Here is an 18,697-nt window from a genome sequence, read left to right as displayed (position 1 = left end):
CTCGCCATGACTGTTATTAGAAATATCATGTTGCTGGTTTTCACAGCCATGCTGGGTGTCTGCGTGTTGGGTGGCACCAGCCTGTACCTGGCCGGTGAAATCAATACGAGCGCCAGCTATGCCAACGTCAACACGGTGCCCAGCCTGCTGGAGATCGACCGCGCCGCCGCGGCCTTCACCGACCTGCACGCCTTGCAATGGCAACGCTTGAACGAGACCGATAAAAACAGCGTGCCGGCTTACGCGGCCAGCGTGGCGCAGGATTTCAGTGCCGTAGGCAAAGCCCTGGATCGCTATCAGGCCGAGTTGACCTCCGACGAGCACGATACGGCGTTGTTGAAACAACTGCGCGGCCACTTGGCTGAGTTTGCGGCGTTGCAGACCCACTTCGACAAGCTCATCGATGACGGTGACCAGGCCTCGGCCCGTGCATTGATCGAGACGAGCCAGCCCCTGCAGACCGCCGTGCTCGCGGCGATCGGCGAGCTGCGTGAATACAACCTGGAACTGGGGCGCAAGGGCCAGGTGCTTGCCACCACCACCGAGAAGAACGCACGCACCCTCATCCTGCTGGTGAGCGGCCTGACCCTGGTGGCTACGCTGCTGATCGGTGTCTTGCTGGGGCGCAATCTGATGCGCCGGCTCGGGGCGGAACCTACCGTGGTGCAAGCCTATGCGGCACGTCTATCGGCTGGCGAGTTGAATGCCAAGGCAACGCTCAAGGCGGGAGACACCACCAGCCTGATGGCGAGCATGCAGCAGTTGGGCGCGAACCTGCATGAATTGATCGTGGAGATGGACCGTATGTCCAGTGAACACGACAAGGGCGAGATCGATGCACAGATCGATGCCGGCCGTTTTCATGGCAGTTACCGCTCCATGGCCCAGGGCATCAACGATATGGTCAACGGCCACATCGCGGTGAAGAAAAAAGCCATGGCCTGCATACGCGCCTTCGGTAACGGTGATCTGTCTGCGCCCCTGGAACAATTCCCCGGCAAAAAAGCCTTTATCAACGACAACATTGAGCTGTTGCGCACCAACATCCTGGCGCTGATCAATCAAATGCAGCACATGTCCAGCGAGCATGAAAAAGGTGACATTGACGTGATGATTGACGTCCAGGGCTTCTCGGGTTCGTACCGGGATATCGGCCAGGGCATCAATGACATGGTCAACGGCCATATCAACGTGAAGAAAAAGGCCATGGCCTGTATTCGCGCGTTCGGCGAAGGGGATTTGTCCGCGCCTCTGGAGCGTTTCCCCGGCAAGAAAGCCTTCATCAATGAAAACGTCGAGCAACTGCGCGCCAATATCCTGGCCCTTGTGGAAGATACCAGCGAGATCAGCGACAGTGCGCTGATCGGCAAGCTGGACACCCGCCCTGACGCCGCCCGGCACCAGGGCGATTTCCGCCGCATCATCCTCGGTATCAACGGTTCTCTGGACGCGATCATCGTACCGATCACCGAGGCCATGGAGGTGCTGTCGGCGATGGCCGCCGGCGACCTGACCCGCAGCATTACCGGCGACTACCAGGGCAAGTTCCTGGAGCTGAAGCACTCGGTCAATGGCACCGTGGAAAAACTCTCGGAAATCATCGGCGAAGTGCGCGGCTCGGCGGACTCGCTGTCGAGCGCTTCGGAAGAGATCTCCGCCACCGCCCAAAGCATGGCCCAGTCGGCTTCCGAGCAGGCGGCATCGGTCGAACAGACCTCGGCGTCGATGGAGCAAATGTCAGCGTCCATTTCCCAGAACACCGAAAATGCCAAGGTCACCGACGGCATGGCGGGCAAAGCCAACAAGGAAGCGTCGGAAGGCGGTCGAGCCGTGAAGGACACCGTGGCGGCGATGAAAACCATCGCCGAAAAAATCGGCATCGTCGATTCCATTGCCTACCAGACCAACTTGCTGGCGCTCAACGCGGCGATCGAAGCGGCACGGGCCGGCGAGCACGGCAAAGGCTTTGCGGTGGTCGCGGCCGAAGTGCGCAAACTGGCGGAACGCAGCCAGATTGCCGCACAGGAAATCAGTGAAGTGGCCAAGAACAGCGTGGCCCTGGCCGAACGGGCGGGCAACCTGCTGGACGAGATTGTGCCGTCGATTGCCAAGACCTCCGACCTGGTGCAGGAAATTGCGGCTGCCTCGGAAGAACAATCCATCGGTTCCGAACAAATCAACAGCGCGATGTCGCAGATGAGCCAACTGACCCAGCAAAACGCGTCGGCCTCCGAGGAACTGGCGGCGACGGCCGAGGAAATGAGTGGCCAGGCCGAGCAGTTGCAGGAACTCATGGGGTTTTTCACCGTGCAAAGCAAACGTGCCGGGCGCAATGTCTCGATGCCCCAGATCAGCCGAGCCATGTCCACCCAGGACCTGGACAGTCGCTCCTCGGACGGCGGTTTCGTCCGCTTCGGGAGTTGACCCATGGGCACCTCAGCGGTCATGCAGGGCGCTGTCGAACCTGTGTCGCCAGTGGATGAACCCTTGCAGTACCTGACCTTCCTGGCGGCCGAGGAGATGTACGCGGTCAATACCCTGAGCGTTCGTGAAATCATCGAATACAACCAGGTGACCAGCGTACCGATGATGCCGGAATTCCTGCGGGGGGTTATCAACCTGCGCGGCTCGGTAGTGCCGGTCGTGGACCTCAAGGCGCGTTTCGGCAAGGGCACGACGGTACTGGGCAGTCGCACCTGCATCGTCATCCTTGAGGCGGCGAAGGAGGGCGAATCCCAGGTCTTGGGGGTGGTGGTGGACTCGGTCAGCGAAGTGATCGAGATACTCGAGATCGATATCAAGCCCGCTCCGGCGTTCGGCAATCACATTCGCACCGACTTCATCGGGGGGATGACCAAGGTGCGAGGCGAGTTCGTCACGCTCCTGCAGATCGAGCATGTGCTGTGTGTCGATGAGATAGCAGGCCTGATCTCTGTATAGGTATCTCAACGCTGAACCCCCCCCGGCGGATAGGGCTGTTGTGGTGAGCGGGCTTGTCCCGCGCCGGGGTGCGAAGCGCCCCTGATGAAGACGAAAACGTATTTGAACCGAGGTGAATCATGGCCCCACCCATCGACAGTCCAGGCAATGCCAGCGTCTCGAGCCCGAGCCAGTACCTTACCTTTGTGCTGGGGGAGGAGATGTTCGCCGTGGGCACGCTCAACGTTCGGGAAATCATCGAATACGGGCCGATCACCAGCGTGCCGTTGCTGCCTCCCAGCATACGCGGGGTGATTAACCTGCGCGGCGCGGCGGTGCCCGTGCTCGACCTGGGGGTGCGCTTCCGTGGCGAACGCACGGTGCAGACTCCAAGGACCTGCTTTGTGATCCTTGAGGTACAGGCCAATGCCCAGCGCAAGCCGGTGGGCATCATTGTCGATGCGGTCAGCGAGGTCCTGGAGATCGCCGACCAGGACATCGAACCCTCGTTGAATTTCGGCACCGATGTCAGGGCCGACTTTTTACTGGGCATCGGCAAACTGGAGAGCGGTTTCGTGCTGTTGCTGGACATCGGTCGCGTGTTGTCCCTGGAACAGGTCGATGCGCTGGCCAACCTTGAGTCTTCGCTACCTTCGATCGCCTGAACAGGCTGGGGGAATGTCCTGATGAACGTGATCCTCTCTGACGCCGAGTTCGTGCAGTTCCGTGACCTCATTTATCAAATCGCCGGCATCAGCCTGTCCGACGCCAAGAAACAGTTGGTGAGCGCTCGCCTGGCCAAGCGGCTGCAAGTGTTCAAGCTCAATACCTACGGTGCGTACTACAAGGTGTTGATGAAGGACAGCGTGGAGTTGCAGGTCGCGGTGGACATGCTGACCACCAACGAAACCTACTTTTTTCGTGAGCCCAAGCATTTTGACTTCCTGCGCGATGTCGCGTTGCCCGAGCTGCGCGGCAGCGGGCCGTTGCGCATATGGAGTGGCGCCTGCTCGACCGGCGAAGAACCCTACACCCTGGCAATGGTGTTGGCAGACAACCTCGCCGGCCGGCCCTGGGAGATTGTCGCGTCGGACATCAGCAGCCGGGTATTGGAAAAAGCCCGCCTTGGGCGTTATCCCCTCGACGGCATACGCGGCATCCCCGAGGCGCTGTTGAACAAGTATTGCCTCAAGGGCGTGGGCGCCAACCACGGTTGTTTCATGGTCGACCCGGCACTGGCGGCGAAGATCGATTTCCAGTCGATCAATCTGAATAACCCGCTGCCGAAACTGGGGATGTTCGATGTGATCTTCCTGCGCAACGTGATGATCTATTTTGACAACGACACCAAAGTGCAGGTGGTCAAGCGCCTGGTCAGCCACCTCAAGCCGGGCGGGTACTTTCTGGTCAGCCATTCGGAGAGCCTCAACGGCATCACCGATCAGCTGCGACTGGTCAAGCCTTCCATCTACCGGAGGCCGCATGCCTGACAGTCGACCGCCCAACGAGGTGTTCCTGAATCCCGGCGATTGGTTTTTCGGCTCGGGTGCGATTCGCCTGCGTACGGTGCTGGGATCGTGTGTTGCATTAGTGTTCTGGCATCCCCGGCGCTTGCTGGGGGGCATGTGTCACTACCTGGTGCCACAGCGCGCCGTGACCAAACAGGGCGTCCTGGATGGTCGCTACGGCAACGAAGCCTTTGAACTGTTGCTCGCTCGAATACAGTCGATCAAGGCCCTGCCGACGGAGTTCAGGATCAGCGTATTCGGCGGTGGGAACATGTTTCCCGGGCTTGTGCGCTCGGACAATGATTACGTCGGCCAGCGCAATGTCGAACAGGCCATGCGCCTGCTCGACCTGCATCAGTTGCGGTGTCAACACTTCCATGTGGAAGGTGTGGGTTATCGGACGATTGTGTTCGATCTGGCCAACGGCGAAATCGAACTCAACTACCTGGCCTTGAAGTGAACCCCCAGCAGCCCTCATGGAGAGCGTGCGACATGAGCCTTATCAAAGTGCTGATCATTGATGATTCCGCCGTGGTGCGTCAGGTGCTGACGGCGACCCTGGGGCAAGACCCCGCTATCGAGGTTATCGGCGCGGCGGCAGACCCGGTGTTCGCCATGGACAAAATGAACAAGCAATGGCCGGATGTGATTGTGTTGGACGTGGAGATGCCACGGATGGATGGCATCACGTTCCTCAAGAAGTTGATGGCCGAACATCCCACGCCCGTGGTCATCTGCTCCACGCTGACCGAAAAGGGTGCGGCCACCACCATGCAGGCGCTGGCGGCCGGCGCGGTCAGCATTGTGACCAAGCCACAACTCAACCTGCGCCAGTTTCTGACCGAGAGTGCCGATGAATTGGCGGGGGCCGTCAAGGCCGCCGCGCGGGCCAATATGAAACGCATGGTGCCTTCCAGCGAGCGCGCTCCCGCCAGGCTGACGGCTGACGTCATATTGCCGGCGGGCGCCCAGGCAATGGCGCGCACCACCGAGAACATTGTCGCCATTGGTACGTCCACGGGCGGCACCCAAGCCCTGGAATTGGTATTGACCGCCTTGCCCAGGGTCTGCCCGGGCATCGTCATCGTGCAGCACATGCCCGAACACTTCACCGCCGCGTTTGCCGAGCGCCTCAATCGATTGTGCGAGATCGAGGTCAGGGAGGCGAAGAACGGTGACCGGGTTATCCCCGGTTGTGCGCTGATTGCCCCTGGTGGTCGGCACATGGTGCTCAAGCGCAGCGGTGCCCAATACCAGGTGGAAATTGTCGACGGACCACCGGTCAGCCGGCATCGACCTTCCGTTGATGTACTGTTTCGTTCGGTGGCCCGCAGTGCCGGGAGTAACGCGCTGGGGATCATCATGACGGGGATGGGCGACGACGGCGCCCGGGGCCTGAAGGAAATGCACGACAACGGCGCCCGCACCCTGGGCCAGGACGAAGAGTCCTGCGTGGTGTATGGCATGCCCAAGGAGGCGTTCAAACTGGGGGCCGTGGAGCGTGAGTTGCCCCTTGAGCAGATATCGGCGGCGATTCTGCACTCCATGCATCAGCGCCGCTGACGGTTCGGGGTTCTGTGCTGATTGATGAGGCGTTCCGGCAATCCGTTCCGGGCCCGGCTGGCGTTTCAGTATGGGGCATGGTGGGCTCAGGGCAGGGAATCAATAGCCTGTAACACCGCACAGGCAATGGTCTTCGTAATGGTTCGACGTTGAGCGTTATCGAGCATCGGGCTTAACCAGGTGGGTAGACTGTTCAGCATGGGCAAAATGGCCGTGAGCGCACCCTCGCGCAACGGCCCGCCCGGTGGATGGCCTGCCTGGCCGATCAGATCCATTATTTCCGACTCATAGGCACGCCGCAGTTGCTGGACGCTTGCCTGCATCGAGTCGCCCAGGCAATTGGCGTCCATGACCGCCAGCTTGAAGTGTCCGGTCATGTGTTCATGCAATTGAAGGTGACAGTCGATCAGTTGGGCCAGGCGTTGATCGGGTGCCAATCCGCGATTCTTGATGCCGTGCACCTGGGACAACAGGGTTTGATACAGCTCCATCAGCAGTTCGTAAAGCAGCGCCTCTTTGCTTTCCACATGGTGATAGATCGCCCCCGGGCTTATACCGACATGCGCGGCGAGTTCACGCATGCTGACCTGGTTGAAACTGCGCTCCTTGAATAACTCCGAGGCTTTGCGCTGGAAGTCTGATCGGTTCAGCACACGCCGTGCCTCGGATTGCGCACACGCCTGGCGCTCCGGCACACCGGCCACGCGTTCATGTCCCGGGCGCCTGCTGCCGGGCAATTTCCTGATTGCGCAGGATAAAGCGCTGCAACTTGCCGCTGGGGGTCTTGGGGAGTTGCTCGACGAACTCCACTTCCCGGGGATAGGCATGGGCAGCCAGGCGCTGCCGTACATGCAGGCGCAGTACTTCGGCCAGCTCGGCGCTGGGCTGGTACTGGCTGTCGAGCACGACAAAGGCTTTGATCAGCTCGGTGCGTTGCGGGTCAGGTTTGCCGATCACCGCCGCTTCGATCACCGCGGGGTGTTCGATCAGCGCGCTCTCGACGTCGAACGGCCCGACGCGGTAGCCGGACGTCGTGATCACATCATCATTGCGGCCGACGAAGCTGATACTGCCGTCGTCATTCAGCTCCACACTGTCGCCGCTCAGGTAATAGCGCCCCACAAAGGCCCGGGTGGGCATACCCAGGTAGCCATCGAACCAGCACAGGGGCGAGCGCTCGCGATCCACCGCCAGGACGCCCGGCTGACCCGCTGGCAATTCCCGATGCGCCTCGTCCAGCACGACGATGCGGTAGCCGGGCACCGCATAACCCGCCGAGCCCTCACGGACCGGGTGACGCAAACCATGGTGATTGCACAACACCATGCCGATTTCCGTCTGACCGTAATGATCGTGAATGGTCACGCCGAGCTGCTCGGCAAACCAGCGGATCACGTGTGGGTTGAGCGGCTCGCCGGCACTGCTGACGGCACGCAGGCGGCCGCGCACGGCGTCGGCGAACGCTGCCCCCTCGGCGATCAGCAGGCGATAGGCCGTTGGGGAGCCGGCCAGATTGCTGATGGCGTACTTGGCAATGACTCGGCAGGTACTTTCCACCGTGAAAGGGCCGTTGTAGAACAGCGTGGCATGACCACAGGCCAGCGGGCCGGTCACCGCGTAATACAGGCCATAGGCCCAGCCGGGATCGGCCAGGTTCCAGAACCGGTCGTCCTGCTGCAGGCCAATGGAGTCGCGCATATAACCCTTGAAGGCGAGAATGGCGCGCAACGGCACTTCCAGAGGCTTGGCCGGCCCCGTGGTACCCGATGTGCACATCAGCAGGAATGGCGCGCTGGCGTCCAGCAGTACCGGTTCGCACTCGACGTCTTGGCCGTCCAGGATGCTCCAGAACGGGTAGTCGCCGGGGTTCTGCGGGCCCTCGCCGGTTACGATCACGCTTGGGCAGTTGCCGATCTCATCCAGCTTGGGACGGTTCTGCGCATCCGTCACGATCCAGCGCGCGTTGGAGCAGCCCAATCGTTGCTCGATCGCCTTGGGACCGAATGCGGTGAAGAGCGGTTGATAGACCGCGCCCACCCGCCAGGTCCCCAAGATGGCAATCAGCAGTTCAACCGTGCGCGGCATCAGGCCGGCAACGCGGTCGCCCGGTTTTACCCCTTGCTCGCGCAAAAAATGGCCGAAGCGGGCGGCGCTGGCCTGCAATTGGCTGAATGTGTATTGGGCGGCGCTGCCATCCTGCGCTTCGCAATACAACGCCACGGCGTCGTCGTGGGCGTGCCGGTCGCAGCATTCGACGCAGGCGTTCAGGGCAGTCAGGTCGCCTTGCAAAGCCAGTTCGGCGGTCTGCTGGTAATTGAAGGATGTGGCCACAGCTTGATAATCACGCATAACGACACCTGGTTCTTATTGTTGGGTTTGTACGGCCAATAGTTGCGCTGCTCACGACTCGGCCCGTGGCGCTAGCTGTCCATCATGTCGGCCGCTTGCTGGGTCGCCTGGCTGGTGCGGGTCGCCAGCTTGCGAACTTCATCGGCGACCACCGCGAACCCGCGTCCGGCTTCGCCAGCGCGGGCGGCTTCAATGGCGGCGTTCAAGGCCAACAGGTTAGTCTGGCTGGCGATGCCCTGGATGGTGGCGACAATGTGCGTCAGCTTGCGCAGGGTCTCCTGCATTACTCGGTGCTGGTGTTCCTGAGCCTCACGCATGCTGTTTTCTTCATGGTGGGCATGGATATCGGTGATGGCGCCCACCACTCTTTGCGGGGAACCGTCCTCTGCGCGTCGCGTTTGCCCACGGCCGCGAAACCAGCGGTAATTGCCACTGCTGTGCTTGAGCCGATAATCGACATCAAAGGGTGTTTTTCCGCTGCGGTCTTCGACGTGGGCGACAAACGCCGCGATTGCCCGTGCGCTGTCGTCTGGATGCAAGCGTGAGGTCCAGCTTTCCAATGTGTTGGGAAATTCCTCAACCGTGGTGTACCCCAGCAGTCGCCGCATTTGCGAAGACCACCAGATGGTGTTGTTCGGGTTCGCCGGATCACCCGCCACCACCTCTATGTCCCAGAGCCCGTCATGGAGCATTTCACGGGAAATCTCGAAGCGTGTGGCCGCCAGTTCGAGTGACTCTTCGTGCAGGCGCTGTTCATGAATGTCACGCAGGCTTCCGCCGATGGCGACCGGTACGCCTTGCGCATCCCGGCGCGCCACACCGCTGATCCTGCGCCAACGATAGTCACCGTCTGATGCAAGGGCCATGCGTACGTCCAGCGCAAAGGGCGTTCGCCCGCTGCGATCACTCAGGTGCCGGGCCAGCGCGTCGAGAAGGCGTTGCCGGTCCGTCGCGTGCAGGTGCTCGTTCCAGCGGCCAAGTTGATCAATACCTTGGGTCGGGATCGACGCGGACCCTGTCCACCTCATGGCCCACTCCGGTGCGGGTGCAGCAACACCTGCCGGTTGCAGTTCCCAAAACAGGTCACCTGCGCCTTGAGCGATAAGTGCCCAGCGCGCCTCCTGCTCCTGTAAAAGCGCGTCGCGGCGGGCCAGGTGCTCGGCCAGTTGGGTGGCTTCCAATGCCAGCGCGTGTGTCTGTGCTTTCAGGGCTCGCCGCTCTTGTAGCAATGTCTCTACGCCCGCCAGGATGCGACGCAATAACGGGTTGCTCGACGACAGCGGTGTACTCGCCTGGTCAGGCTCATCCAGTCTGTCGGCAAGCGGAGCCAATACCCAGCGGCTGGTTCGGCTGAAAAAGAGCATGGGGCACCTCTATCTCGGATCAAATGGGGTCAATCGCCATGGGCTGTGTGGGTATGCGGGCAAGGGCCTGTTGGTCAAAGGCTGTCGCCCCTGGCAGCGCTTGCCAGGCCAGTGGGCCGGCGGCGATTTCCGGCGCGCTCAGCAGGCAGTGGTCGAGCTCGCGCTGTAACGCGTCGGTGTCGAGTCCCTGGCCGATAAACACCAACTCCTGCCGGCAGTCGCCGACCACGCTGTCCCATTTGGCCCTGATGCCCCGCAGCCGGTATTCGTCCCGGGGCCATTGCGACGGCTCGATGAAGTTCCACCAGCGCCCGACATAGTCCCACTGGAACCGCTTGCCGCTTTGCACCAGCAGGCCGGTTTCCAGGTGGCGGCTGGCGAGCCAGAAGTAACCTTTGCTGCGCAGCAACCGCCCGTTGCACCAGGGCTGCTGGAGAAAGTCGAGCAACCGTTGCGGGTGGAAAGGCGCGCGCTCACGGTACACCCAGGACGTCACGCCATAGGTGTCCGATTCGGACAACGGCGCGTCGGTCGCTTCCATTTTCCGCATCCAGCCCGGCGACGCCGCGAGGCTGGGTAAATCAAACAGATGGGTGCCGAGGAGGCTGGCTGATGGGATGTTACCGTGGGCCATCGGCATGATCCGCGCCGTCGGGTTAAGCCCTGTGAGGATCGCCTGCACGGCCTGGTACTGCGCGGCATCGATGAGGTCCAGCTTGTTGACGAGAATGACGTTGGCGTACTCCACCTGTTCGATCAGCAGATCGGCCAGGTGGCGCTTGGGTGCGTCTGGCGTGGCGTCGTCGCGATCAACGGTGTCCGGCGATTCGAGCAGTTCCTGGAAGCGACTGCCATCGACCACCGTCACCAAGGTGTCCAGGCGCGCCAGTTCGCTGAGGCTGAAGCCATCAGCGTCAAGGAAGGCGAACGTCTCCGCGACCGGCATCGGCTCGGAGATCCCCGTGGATTCAATCAGCAGGTAATCGAAACGCTGTTGGCGTGCGAGCATACTGATCTGCTCGAGCAAATCGGCGCGCAGGGTGCAGCAGATACAACCGTTGCTCATCTCGATCAACTCATCGCGACCACGGTGCAGCGCGACATCGCGCTGCACCTCTTCGGCATCGATATTGACTTCGCTCATGTCATTGACGATGACGGCCACGCGCAGGCCTTCGCGATTGCGCAGGATGTGGTTGAGCAGGGTGGTTTTGCCGGCGCCGAGGAAGCCCGAAAGGACCGTCACCGGCAGTCGGCTTGCCTGGGCGCCGTCTGTCATGGGTTCACCGCGTGCGCGCCGGCGGCATTGTCCAGGTAGCTTTCGAACAGGTCGACCACCACAAAACCCTCATCGGCCGCATCCCCCCACAGGTCTTTCACGGAAAACTCGACGTGGTAGGTGGGTTGATGGGCGGCGCTTACATCGCCATGCCCAATCGCGTCGGGGAACGGCCATTTCTCTGACGTGCGGTGCAGGACCACGCCTTCCTTGCCGCGCACGTAGGCGGGCATGCGGATGTGCCCAGCCACATATTCGTCTCGCACCACCACCCGATCCCCCACCTCGAAGGGCGGCCGCCCCGTGATCGCCGGGCGGCCCTCGGCATGGGCGGGATTCGCCAGCTTGAAGTGGGAGCCCAAGGCCTGATCAAGCTCCGCCTGGGTGATCACGCCGGTTTCGACCAGCAGGGTGGCGGTCGCGATGACGTAGCGTTCGTAGTACTGGGTGCCGACATGCTGGCGCACATCCAGGCGTTCGACGGCGTGACGCACTTCGTCCACGCTGAACTTTTTCAAGTGGTCGGCACCGATGAACATCAAGCTGTAGGCCAGATGCTCCCAGTCCTGCTTGAACACCTGTTTGTAGCTCAGGCTGTTGATGGTGTGAGGGACTTTTCCAAAGCCTTGGAAACCGCCGAGATCGTGAAAGCCATCCATAATCAAAACTCCGGGAGTGAACGATGATGAGGTGTTGTTTTCAGCCCACGCGGGGCAGGGCGACGCCGATCAGCACGTCTTTGGTCACCAGCGTTCGAAGCTGCTCTTCGCTCATGTGTGCTGAGCCTTCAGGCCTGACCGGCACGACCAGGTAGCGGCTTTCGGCGCTGGTGTCCCAGACCTTGACCACCATGTCCCGGGGCAACTCCGTCCCCAGCTCGCGCAGTACCGTGCGCCCCTCCCGGACCAGGCGTGCGCGGAACTCGAAACCCTTGTACCACTCCGGTGGCAGGCCGAGGACCGGCCAGTTGGTGCAGGAGCACAGGCTGCAGACGATCACGTTCTTCAGCGTCGGCGTATCCTCCAGGGCGACGATGTATTCGCCCTGGGGGCCGGTGTAGCCGAACTGGGCGCAGGCCGCGGTGCCGTCCTTGAGCAACAGTGCCCGGAACTGCGGATCGACCCATGCCTTGGCCACCACACGGGCGCCGTTCTCGGGGCTCCAGCCGTGCTCCATCAATTGCGTGAGCTGCTCGACATAGCCCTCCGGGATGAGTTCCTTGCTCTTGAGGACTTGAAACAATGCCCAGGCTCTTTCGCCGGGCGTTGAAGTCGCTGTATTCATGGGGTCACTCCTATCAGTCAACACGGTGGTAAAGTCATTGGATTTCTTATTGTTCTACGGGCGCCGGCGGCGCCCGTAGACGGCTCAGAGCGTGCGCCAGTCCACGGATGCTTCAAACGCCGCCGCAGCCTGGTAAAGGGTGCCTTCGGCATAGTGTCTGGCGACCAGCATCAGCCCGACGGGCAGGCCGTCTACCCGCCCGCACGGAATCGACAGGGCGGGATGCCCGGTGATGTCCTGTGGCGCGGTGTTGCCGATCATTTCCAGCGCGCGCGCCACGTACTCAGTGATCGAGCAATCCGCCGGTGGGTGAGGTTGGGCAATGATCGGCGTAGTCGGCATCACCAGCAGGTCGTAGGTCTGCAGCGCCTTGTCATAGCCCTGCCGGGCGAAGCGCGCGAGGTTTTGCGCCTTGGCGTAATAACGTCCGTTGTAGTGGTTCAGCCCGTATTGGCCGACGAACATGCACAGCTTGAGCGACGCGGACAATTGGTCGGCCTGCTCGCGCCAGCCGACCTGTTTGTCCAGCAGGCCGACATCGTAGAGGCCTTTCCAGTTAAAGCCCGCGCCGTTGCCATGCATCATCTGCATGGTCAAGCCTTCGCAGCCGATGGGGTGCCACAACGAGCCCGCCAGGTTGTGCTCGGGAACGGACACCGCCTCGACCTGTGCGCCCAACGCCTCGAGACGGGCGATGGCGTCACGCACTTTCTCGGCGACGCGAGGGTCCTGGTTGGCCAGTGCGAAGCCCTCTTGCAACACACCGATTTTGAGCCCGCGCACGCCCCTCGACAGGTAGCTGTGATAGTCGTCGACTTGCGGCGCAGCCTGGCGCGGGTCAAGCCCATCCGCGCCGGCCATGGCTTGCAGCATCAGCGCGTTGTCGCGCACGTTGGCGGTAATGGGCCCGACATGGTCGATCGTGGCTTCAATCGCCATGACCCCGGAGTAGGGCACCAGGCCGTGGGTCGGCTTCATGCCGTAGGTGCCGCAGAAGGACGACGGGATTCGGATGGACCCGCCTTGATCACCGCCAACGGCCATGTCCACCTCTCCGGCCGCGACCAACGCCGCACTGCCCGAGGAAGATCCACCGGCGGCGTAACCGTGACGATGGGGGTTGTGCACGGGGGCAGGGTCTGAGGTGTGACTGCCGCCGGACAAACAGTAATGCTCACAGGTGGCCTTGCCCAGGATCGTTGCCCCGGCATCCAGCAGGCGCGTGACCACGGTGGCGTCGAATGAAGGCACGAAACCGGCCAGGGGCGCGGCGCCGTTCATGAGCGGCACGCCTGCCAGGGCGATGTTGTCTTTCAGCGCGACGGTTTTGCCGGCCAGCAGGCCCTCCCGGGCCCCGTTCACTTCAGCCCGGTAGTACCAGGCGTTCAACGGGTTTTCCTTGTCCGAGGGTCGATAGCCCGAACTGCGTTCGTAGCGTACGGGCGGAACGAAATCAGGCAGCTCATCGACCAGGTCGTACGCGTCGAAACTCGGTTGCATCAGGTCCAGGTACTGCGCAGCCTGCTCCGGCGTCAGCTGCATGTGCAACTGGGTGGCGAGGTCCTGCAGTTGATCAAGCGTGGGTCGAATAATGGCCATGATTTTCCTTGATTTCATCGATGATCGGCGGGAAGACTTGAGGCTGTTCAAACACTTCCAGCACTTTCGGGGTCGGATCGTTCCGGGTCGTAATGGAGAACAAATTAGGCCTCTTTTGCCACTGCGGCTTGGTTGAACAGGACACTCGCTTGGCTGAACAGGACAGCTCAGCCCGGTGCCACTTCATGGTCAGATGCCTGTCAAAAAGTGGCCCCGACCCCATGCGCTAGAGATGAGGGCCAAAAAATAATCGGGACGAATGGGGCGGTGCCGGGTGTCAGCTTTGCGCGACACCTGCATCACGCAACATGCCGGTCTGCGGGTGGCAGTTGATGTACTCGAACAGCTGGCTCCTGGCGTCCGAGACCGACACTTCGTGGTACAGCCGCAACTTCACCAGGCCGGCCGCCACGCGGAAGAAGGTGACAAAGATGCGCAGGTGGGTGGGATGGGATTCCGCCCAGCGTTCCAGTTTCTCGACCGAGCGCCAGTGGCCGATGTTGTAGCTCATGTCGAGGAAGTTGCCGTCGAGGTCGATATTGCGCACGAATCGATTGCTGTAGCAGCCCAGGGGGGCTCCGTTATCGCGCAGGAAATCCATGCCGTCCTGCAATGTCGGCAAGATTTCGTCGAGGTACAGTGAACGCTCGTCAGCCTCGGCGTCAGCCCAATCCTGGCCGGAGCGAATCAGCGCGATGTTGTCATGGCCCATGACGATGACACGGCCACCTTTGGCCGGGTCTCCCTGCACCACCTTCAGTTCGCCCGTGGGGCTCATCCAGTCGGTCTGGGACGCCGGGAAACGATCGCGCATCGAGCCCCAGTAACCGTGCTCTTCGATCTCGCCGCTGGTGGTGTCCATGATCGCGCCCACCCCCGGCAACTGCGTCTGGAACGCATAGAGGGTTTCGAACTGCTCGGCACGCGGCGCGGTGATTTCGCGAAAATAACCCAGGCCGTCGTTCAGGCGATCCGGCGATGCCCACCAGTCATTGACGGGCGGTGATCGCAGCCAGCGGCAATAGGCTGCGGCGTCCTTCCAGTAGCCGACGATCATCAGGTTGTCGTAGCCACTGTTGTCCGTGTGATGGGTCAAGTCGTGGGTCTGCGGGCCGTCGGGCAGGCTGAAGCTGCCAACGATGTCGCGCATGGCCTTAAGGGCACGCTCACGCTGCGCCTCACCGCGAAACTGCACGCCCAGGTAAGCCATCGCTACCTGCTTCAATTGTTCGCCAGCGCGGCCGACCCACATAGGGAAGGGCGGCTGGTAGTCCTCGGGCACCCGGCGGGACAACGTCCGTGGGCATCTAAAGTGTTTGTCGATCGCAGATTCCATGGGCGGCTCCTTGTTTTTTTCAGGTTCAGGCGTAGCGGGCTGGACAGGCTGTGAGGTCATAGTCAGGCAGGTACGAACCGCCTCGCTTTGTTCGCCAGGACAACCGTTTGGTTGGAAAAGACAGATGCCCGATGCCAGGGCTCAGGCGCGATAAAGGGGGCTGGGCGTGGTCTGAATTTTGCTTTCCAAGATCGACCGGCAGCGTGTCGCTGCTTCAAGTCGTTGCATTAAGGTGAGTGCCATGGCTCAGAACAATCACTATTCCACCCTTGCCGTTTCGCAACCGCGTCGCTTCGATTACTGGAAAGAAGTGGTGTGTCGCCATTGTCTTATGGCTGACAGCAAACCCTCGACCCAGAGCGATTTCAACGGAACGCTCCAGGTCTCCGGCGTAGGGGCGTTGGATGTCTCCAGGCTGTCGTCCCCGCTGCACCATTGGGTCCGTTCCGAGCGGCATTTACGCAGTGGCCCCGCAGACGACCTGTGGCTGGGCTTCACCCTCAATGGGTATGGCGAACTTGAGCAAGAGGGGCGCAAGGCCACACTGGGTGCGGGTAATTTGTTCCTTTATGACGCAACCCGGCCGTTCCGATTCAGCCTGGGGGGGAGCGAAAACCACTTGATGCGCATCCCTCGACAGTTGCTGACTGAGCGGTTGCCGCGTGTGGCGGAATGCACCGCAATGGTGCTGGATGACCGCCGCCCTGGCGTGGTGCCGCTGCGCGAGATGCTGCGCCAGATGGCGAACACTCCCGTGCTTCTGGAGGATGGAGGCATTTGCAATCGTTACTCCAACACGATAATCGACCTGCTCGTGATCAGCCTGGAACTCCAGGACCTGAAGACGACTCATCAGGAGCTGGATCTTTATGCGCGGATAATGACCTACATCCAGCACCACCTGAGCGAGCGAGAACTGTCGATCGAACTGATCGCCCAAGCCCACCACGTGTCCACCCGCACGGTGACCCGTGCATTCGCCCGTCATCAGAAAAGCCCGGTCGCGGAGATCTGGAAAGAACGGCTGAATGCCAGTCGCGCGGCTATCGAGTGCGGCCAGGTGCGCAGCGTTTCCCAAGCCGCACTGGACTTCGGTTTTTCCGATTTCTCCCACTTCAGTCATGCTTTTCGCAAGGCGTTTGGGGTTGCGCCGCACACGCTCTTGACGCGCAACTGACGGGGCCCCAAAAAAAAGGCGGGGGTTATTAGCGTCCTGCTCGATAAAATTGACGAGATAAAAAGGGTTAAGTTGCTAGCGATCCCCCTGCCCACCTCACGGACTTGCCCCCCGTAGCAGCTGCCGAGCGCAAGCGAGGCTGCGTTGGGCGCACTGCCGATTCAAGCCCGAGTCGCGGCCAACGCAGCCTCGCCGGGGCTCGACAGCTGCTACGAATACCAACCCCATCAAGGCCCGTAGCAGCTGCCGAGCGCAAGCGAGGCTGCGTTGGGCGCACTGCCGATTCAAGCCCGAGTCGCGGCCAACGCAGCCTCGCCGGGGCTCGACAGCTGCTACGAATACCAACCCCATCAAGGCCCCCCGTAGCAGCTGCCGAGCGCAAGCGAGGCTGCGTCAGGCGCGCTGCCGATTCAAGCCCGAGTCGCGGCCGACGCCGCCTCGCCAGGGCTCGGCAGCTACGGATTTGACAGGCGTCAGGGTGCTCCCACCTCAGGAATGCTCGATCACCATCACCGCCGTGGTGTCCGCCTCAAGTGCCTCGAACACATGCGGCACATTCGCCAGGTAGCTGATGTAGTCGCCGGCGTTGAGCAACACCGGGCCACTCGCCGGGCCGATACGTGCACTGCCACTGCACAGCACCACATGCTCTACGGTGCCCTGCGGGTGAGGCTGAGACAAACGAACTTCGCCGGGCTGCACCTTGAGTCGGTAGATGTCGCGCTGTACGCCGGCCGGGCAATCGGCAAGCAGGGTCGCTGCGTAATGGGCCGTCTCGGCATAGGCGGTCATGCCCTCGTTGGCGCGAATCACCCGCAGGGCCTGCCGGGGTTGTTCGAAGAACCGGGTGACTTGCAAGCCCATGGCCATCGCCAGCGACCACAAGGTTTCGATGCTGGGGTTACCGATACCCGACTCCAATTGAGACAAGGTCGACTTCGCTACCCCGGCGCGCTTCGCCAGCTCGGTCAAGGAAAGCCCGGCGGCCAGGCGCTCGCGCTTGATTGACAGCGCCAGCAGATCGATTCGACTCAGATTATTTCCCGGCAGGTTGTTCGTTATATCGGTCATTTGTTTTATAAACCATCCTTAAATGGGTTGACGCTCTTGGGCACCATGTTCAGTATATCGGCCATACGTTCATTATAAAGTTGTATTTGCCAGCCTATTTCCCCGCGAACGGTGGCTTGGGCCATGGCGATGTCGATAGCAAGGAAGCCGTGAGTGATGAAGTCGCAAACCCGTGGGACGCTCGAAATGATCTCGGCCATGGTCATCTCCGGCACAGTCGGCTGGTTCGTCGTCATGTCGGGGCAGAGGCCGGAGGCGGTGGTGTTCTGGCGTTGCCTGTTCGGCGCCCTGGCGATGCTGGGCGCGTGCCTGGCGCTTGGGGTGCTGCGTCGCTCCCGGATCACTGCCCGGCAATTCCTTCTGGTGTGCCTGGGCGGGGTGGCGCTGGTCCTCAACTGGGTGCTGCTGTTCGGTGCCTACACCCATTCCTCTATTGCCATTGCCACGGTGGTCTACCACGTTCAGCCGTTCATGCTGGTCGGCCTGGGTGTGCTGTTTTTTGCCGAACGTCTCAGCATCGCCAAGGTCGGCTGGCTGCTGTTGGCCTTCGCCGGGCTGATGCTGATCGTGTCCGCCAAGGGCCGTGGGCAGGCCACCGGTGCCGACTACGTGCTGGGCGTCTGCCTGGCCCTGGCTTCAGCCTTCTTCTATGCCGTGGCGGCGGCGATCACCAAGCGTCTCAAGGATTTGCCCGCGCACCTGATCGTGCTGATCCAGATGGTGGTCGGCGTGCTGGTGCTGGCACCGTTCGTGGACTTCACTGGGGGCGAAACGCTCAAGGGCGCCTGGACTTACCTGATCATTATCGGCGTGGTCCATACCGGGCTGATGTCGACCCTGCTGTACAGCGCCATCCAGAAAATCCCCACGGCGCTGGTCGGGGCGCTGTCGTTCATCTATCCGATTGTCGCCATCCTGGTCGACTGGGTAGCCTTCGCCCATCCCCTCAGCGCCCTGCAGGTGATGGGCGCAGGCGCTATCCTGCTGGCGGCGGCGGGCATGAACTTTGGCTGGTCGCTGGGCCGCGCGGGGCGTCAGGACGTGATGTAAGGTCGGGCGCCCAACCGCCATCGAGTCAAAAGACGTCACGCCAACCACTGGCGACGACGCGCCTGGGAAGAACGTCGAGGAATACGCGTGGTTCTGGTGTCACGGCCTGTCATAATCCGGGGCGCGCCTGGATCCGGGAGCGAGTGGCGCAGTGAACTGCCCATCTCCATGGCTCTCGGCCGTCCGGCCTGATTTCAC

Annotated in this window: 15 protein-coding genes and 4 pseudogenes; 9 read left to right on the top strand and 10 right to left on the bottom strand. The window is 61.7% G+C overall.

What is annotated here, in order from left to right; translation table 11 throughout:
- Positions 1-6: 6 nt before the first annotated feature.
- The 7 genes and pseudogenes from BFQ01_RS33105 to BFQ01_RS27290 all read left to right on the top strand — a co-directional run.
- Positions 7-1,524: pseudogene (locus BFQ01_RS33105) on the top strand (MCP four helix bundle domain-containing protein); the annotation flags it as partial.
- Between the two features lie 63 nt (positions 1,525-1,587).
- A pseudogene (locus BFQ01_RS33100) lies at positions 1,588-2,304 on the top strand (methyl-accepting chemotaxis protein); the annotation flags it as partial.
- Between the two features lie 123 nt (positions 2,305-2,427).
- The gene (locus BFQ01_RS27310) at positions 2,428-2,940 is read left to right on the top strand and encodes a chemotaxis protein CheW (protein ID WP_162844263.1); all 513 of its coding nucleotides are present in this window, start codon (positions 2,428-2,430) and stop codon (positions 2,938-2,940) included.
- A gap of 119 nt (positions 2,941-3,059) precedes the next feature.
- Complete coding sequence (locus BFQ01_RS27305; RefSeq protein WP_065927710.1) at positions 3,060-3,584, top strand: chemotaxis protein CheW; 525 nt, start codon at positions 3,060-3,062, stop codon at positions 3,582-3,584.
- A gap of 21 nt (positions 3,585-3,605) precedes the next feature.
- Positions 3,606-4,409 carry a CheR family methyltransferase gene (locus BFQ01_RS27300; RefSeq protein ID WP_027605691.1) on the top strand — a complete coding sequence of 268 codons (804 nt, stop codon included), beginning with the start codon at positions 3,606-3,608 and terminating at the stop codon, positions 4,407-4,409.
- Complete coding sequence (locus BFQ01_RS27295; protein ID WP_065927709.1) at positions 4,402-4,887, top strand: chemotaxis protein CheD; 486 nt, start codon at positions 4,402-4,404, stop codon at positions 4,885-4,887. Before BFQ01_RS27300 ends, BFQ01_RS27295 begins: the two co-directional genes overlap by 8 nt.
- 32 nt (positions 4,888-4,919) lie before the next feature.
- The gene (locus tag BFQ01_RS27290; RefSeq protein WP_065927708.1) at positions 4,920-5,990 is read left to right on the top strand and encodes a protein-glutamate methylesterase/protein-glutamine glutaminase; all 1,071 of its coding nucleotides are present in this window, start codon (positions 4,920-4,922) and stop codon (positions 5,988-5,990) included.
- 86 nt (positions 5,991-6,076) lie between these two features.
- Here the strand turns inward: BFQ01_RS27290 and BFQ01_RS27285 are convergent, their stop codons facing one another.
- From BFQ01_RS27285 to BFQ01_RS27250, 9 genes and pseudogenes are all read right to left on the bottom strand, one after another.
- A complete protein-coding gene (locus BFQ01_RS27285) occupies positions 6,077-6,640 on the bottom strand; it encodes a TetR/AcrR family transcriptional regulator (RefSeq protein WP_065927797.1) in 564 nt (187 codons plus the stop codon).
- A 58-nt stretch (positions 6,641-6,698) separates the two neighbouring features.
- On the bottom strand, positions 6,699-8,339 hold the full coding sequence (locus tag BFQ01_RS27280) for an AMP-binding protein (protein WP_065927707.1): 1,641 nt from the start codon (positions 8,337-8,339) through the stop codon (positions 6,699-6,701).
- 95 nt (positions 8,340-8,434) lie between these two features.
- Positions 8,435-8,674: pseudogene (locus tag BFQ01_RS33525) on the bottom strand (methyl-accepting chemotaxis protein); the annotation flags it as partial.
- Positions 8,675-8,704: 30 nt separating this feature from the next.
- Positions 8,705-9,367: pseudogene (locus BFQ01_RS33520) on the bottom strand (PAS domain-containing protein); the annotation flags it as partial.
- Positions 9,368-9,722: 355 nt separating this feature from the next.
- On the bottom strand, positions 9,723-10,982 hold the full coding sequence (locus BFQ01_RS27270) for a GTP-binding protein (RefSeq protein WP_065927705.1): 1,260 nt from the start codon (positions 10,980-10,982) through the stop codon (positions 9,723-9,725).
- Entirely contained in the window at positions 10,979-11,641 is a 663-nt protein-coding gene (nthB, locus tag BFQ01_RS27265) for a nitrile hydratase subunit beta (protein WP_065927704.1), read from the bottom strand. The genes BFQ01_RS27270 and nthB overlap by 4 nt, the downstream gene beginning before the upstream one ends.
- A 40-nt stretch (positions 11,642-11,681) precedes the next feature.
- The gene (gene nthA / locus BFQ01_RS27260) at positions 11,682-12,266 is read right to left on the bottom strand and encodes a nitrile hydratase subunit alpha (RefSeq protein WP_065927703.1); all 585 of its coding nucleotides are present in this window, start codon (positions 12,264-12,266) and stop codon (positions 11,682-11,684) included.
- 84 nt (positions 12,267-12,350) lie between these two features.
- On the bottom strand, positions 12,351-13,865 hold the full coding sequence (locus BFQ01_RS27255; RefSeq protein WP_065927702.1) for an amidase: 1,515 nt from the start codon (positions 13,863-13,865) through the stop codon (positions 12,351-12,353).
- A gap of 277 nt (positions 13,866-14,142) precedes the next feature.
- Positions 14,143-15,201 (bottom strand): aliphatic aldoxime dehydratase, encoded by a 1,059-nt coding sequence (locus BFQ01_RS27250; RefSeq protein WP_065927701.1) that lies wholly within the window; start codon positions 15,199-15,201, stop codon positions 14,143-14,145.
- 241 nt (positions 15,202-15,442) lie between these two features.
- Here BFQ01_RS27250 and BFQ01_RS27245 point away from each other — a divergent pair, with 241 nt between their 5' ends.
- Positions 15,443-16,378, top strand: a complete 936-nt coding sequence (locus BFQ01_RS27245; protein WP_065927700.1) for an AraC-like ligand-binding domain-containing protein — start codon at positions 15,443-15,445, stop codon at positions 16,376-16,378.
- A 489-nt stretch (positions 16,379-16,867) separates the two neighbouring features.
- On the opposite strand, the gene BFQ01_RS27240 is transcribed toward BFQ01_RS27245, so the two are convergent.
- Positions 16,868-17,449, bottom strand: coding sequence for a helix-turn-helix domain-containing protein (locus BFQ01_RS27240; RefSeq protein ID WP_065927699.1), 582 nt, complete (start codon positions 17,447-17,449; stop codon positions 16,868-16,870).
- Between the two features lie 156 nt (positions 17,450-17,605).
- On the opposite strand from BFQ01_RS27240, the gene BFQ01_RS27230 reads away from it, so the two are divergent.
- Complete coding sequence (locus BFQ01_RS27230) at positions 17,606-18,499, top strand: DMT family transporter (protein WP_065927697.1); 894 nt, start codon at positions 17,606-17,608, stop codon at positions 18,497-18,499.
- Positions 18,500-18,697: the final 198 nt, after the last annotated feature.

Source organism: Pseudomonas sp. 8 R 14 (genome assembly GCF_900005955.1).
Classification (GTDB): Bacteria; Pseudomonadota; Gammaproteobacteria; order Pseudomonadales; family Pseudomonadaceae; genus Aquipseudomonas; species Aquipseudomonas marginalis.
Note: the sequence above shows the minus strand (reverse complement) of the source record. Positions and strands in the feature narration are given on the sequence as shown.

Coding starts and splice junctions, on each gene's coding strand:
- BFQ01_RS27310 (WP_162844263.1), top strand. CDS start 2,428: ATGGGCACCTCAGCGGTCATGCAGGGCGCTGTCGAACCTGTGTCGCCA.
- BFQ01_RS27305 (WP_065927710.1), top strand. CDS start 3,060: ATGGCCCCACCCATCGACAGTCCAGGCAATGCCAGCGTCTCGAGCCCG.
- BFQ01_RS27300 (WP_027605691.1), top strand. CDS start 3,606: ATGAACGTGATCCTCTCTGACGCCGAGTTCGTGCAGTTCCGTGACCTC.
- BFQ01_RS27295 (WP_065927709.1), top strand. CDS start 4,402: ATGCCTGACAGTCGACCGCCCAACGAGGTGTTCCTGAATCCCGGCGAT.
- BFQ01_RS27290 (WP_065927708.1), top strand. CDS start 4,920: ATGAGCCTTATCAAAGTGCTGATCATTGATGATTCCGCCGTGGTGCGT.
- BFQ01_RS27280 (WP_065927707.1), bottom strand. CDS start 8,339: ATGCGTGATTATCAAGCTGTGGCCACATCCTTCAATTACCAGCAGACC.
- BFQ01_RS27270 (WP_065927705.1), bottom strand. CDS start 10,982: ATGACAGACGGCGCCCAGGCAAGCCGACTGCCGGTGACGGTCCTTTCG.
- nthB (WP_065927704.1), bottom strand. CDS start 11,641: ATGGATGGCTTTCACGATCTCGGCGGTTTCCAAGGCTTTGGAAAAGTC.
- nthA (WP_065927703.1), bottom strand. CDS start 12,266: ATGAATACAGCGACTTCAACGCCCGGCGAAAGAGCCTGGGCATTGTTT.
- BFQ01_RS27255 (WP_065927702.1), bottom strand. CDS start 13,865: ATGGCCATTATTCGACCCACGCTTGATCAACTGCAGGACCTCGCCACC.
- BFQ01_RS27250 (WP_065927701.1), bottom strand. CDS start 15,201: ATGGAATCTGCGATCGACAAACACTTTAGATGCCCACGGACGTTGTCC.
- BFQ01_RS27245 (WP_065927700.1), top strand. CDS start 15,443: ATGGCTCAGAACAATCACTATTCCACCCTTGCCGTTTCGCAACCGCGT.
- BFQ01_RS27240 (WP_065927699.1), bottom strand. CDS start 17,449: ATGACCGATATAACGAACAACCTGCCGGGAAATAATCTGAGTCGAATC.
- BFQ01_RS27230 (WP_065927697.1), top strand. CDS start 17,606: ATGAAGTCGCAAACCCGTGGGACGCTCGAAATGATCTCGGCCATGGTC.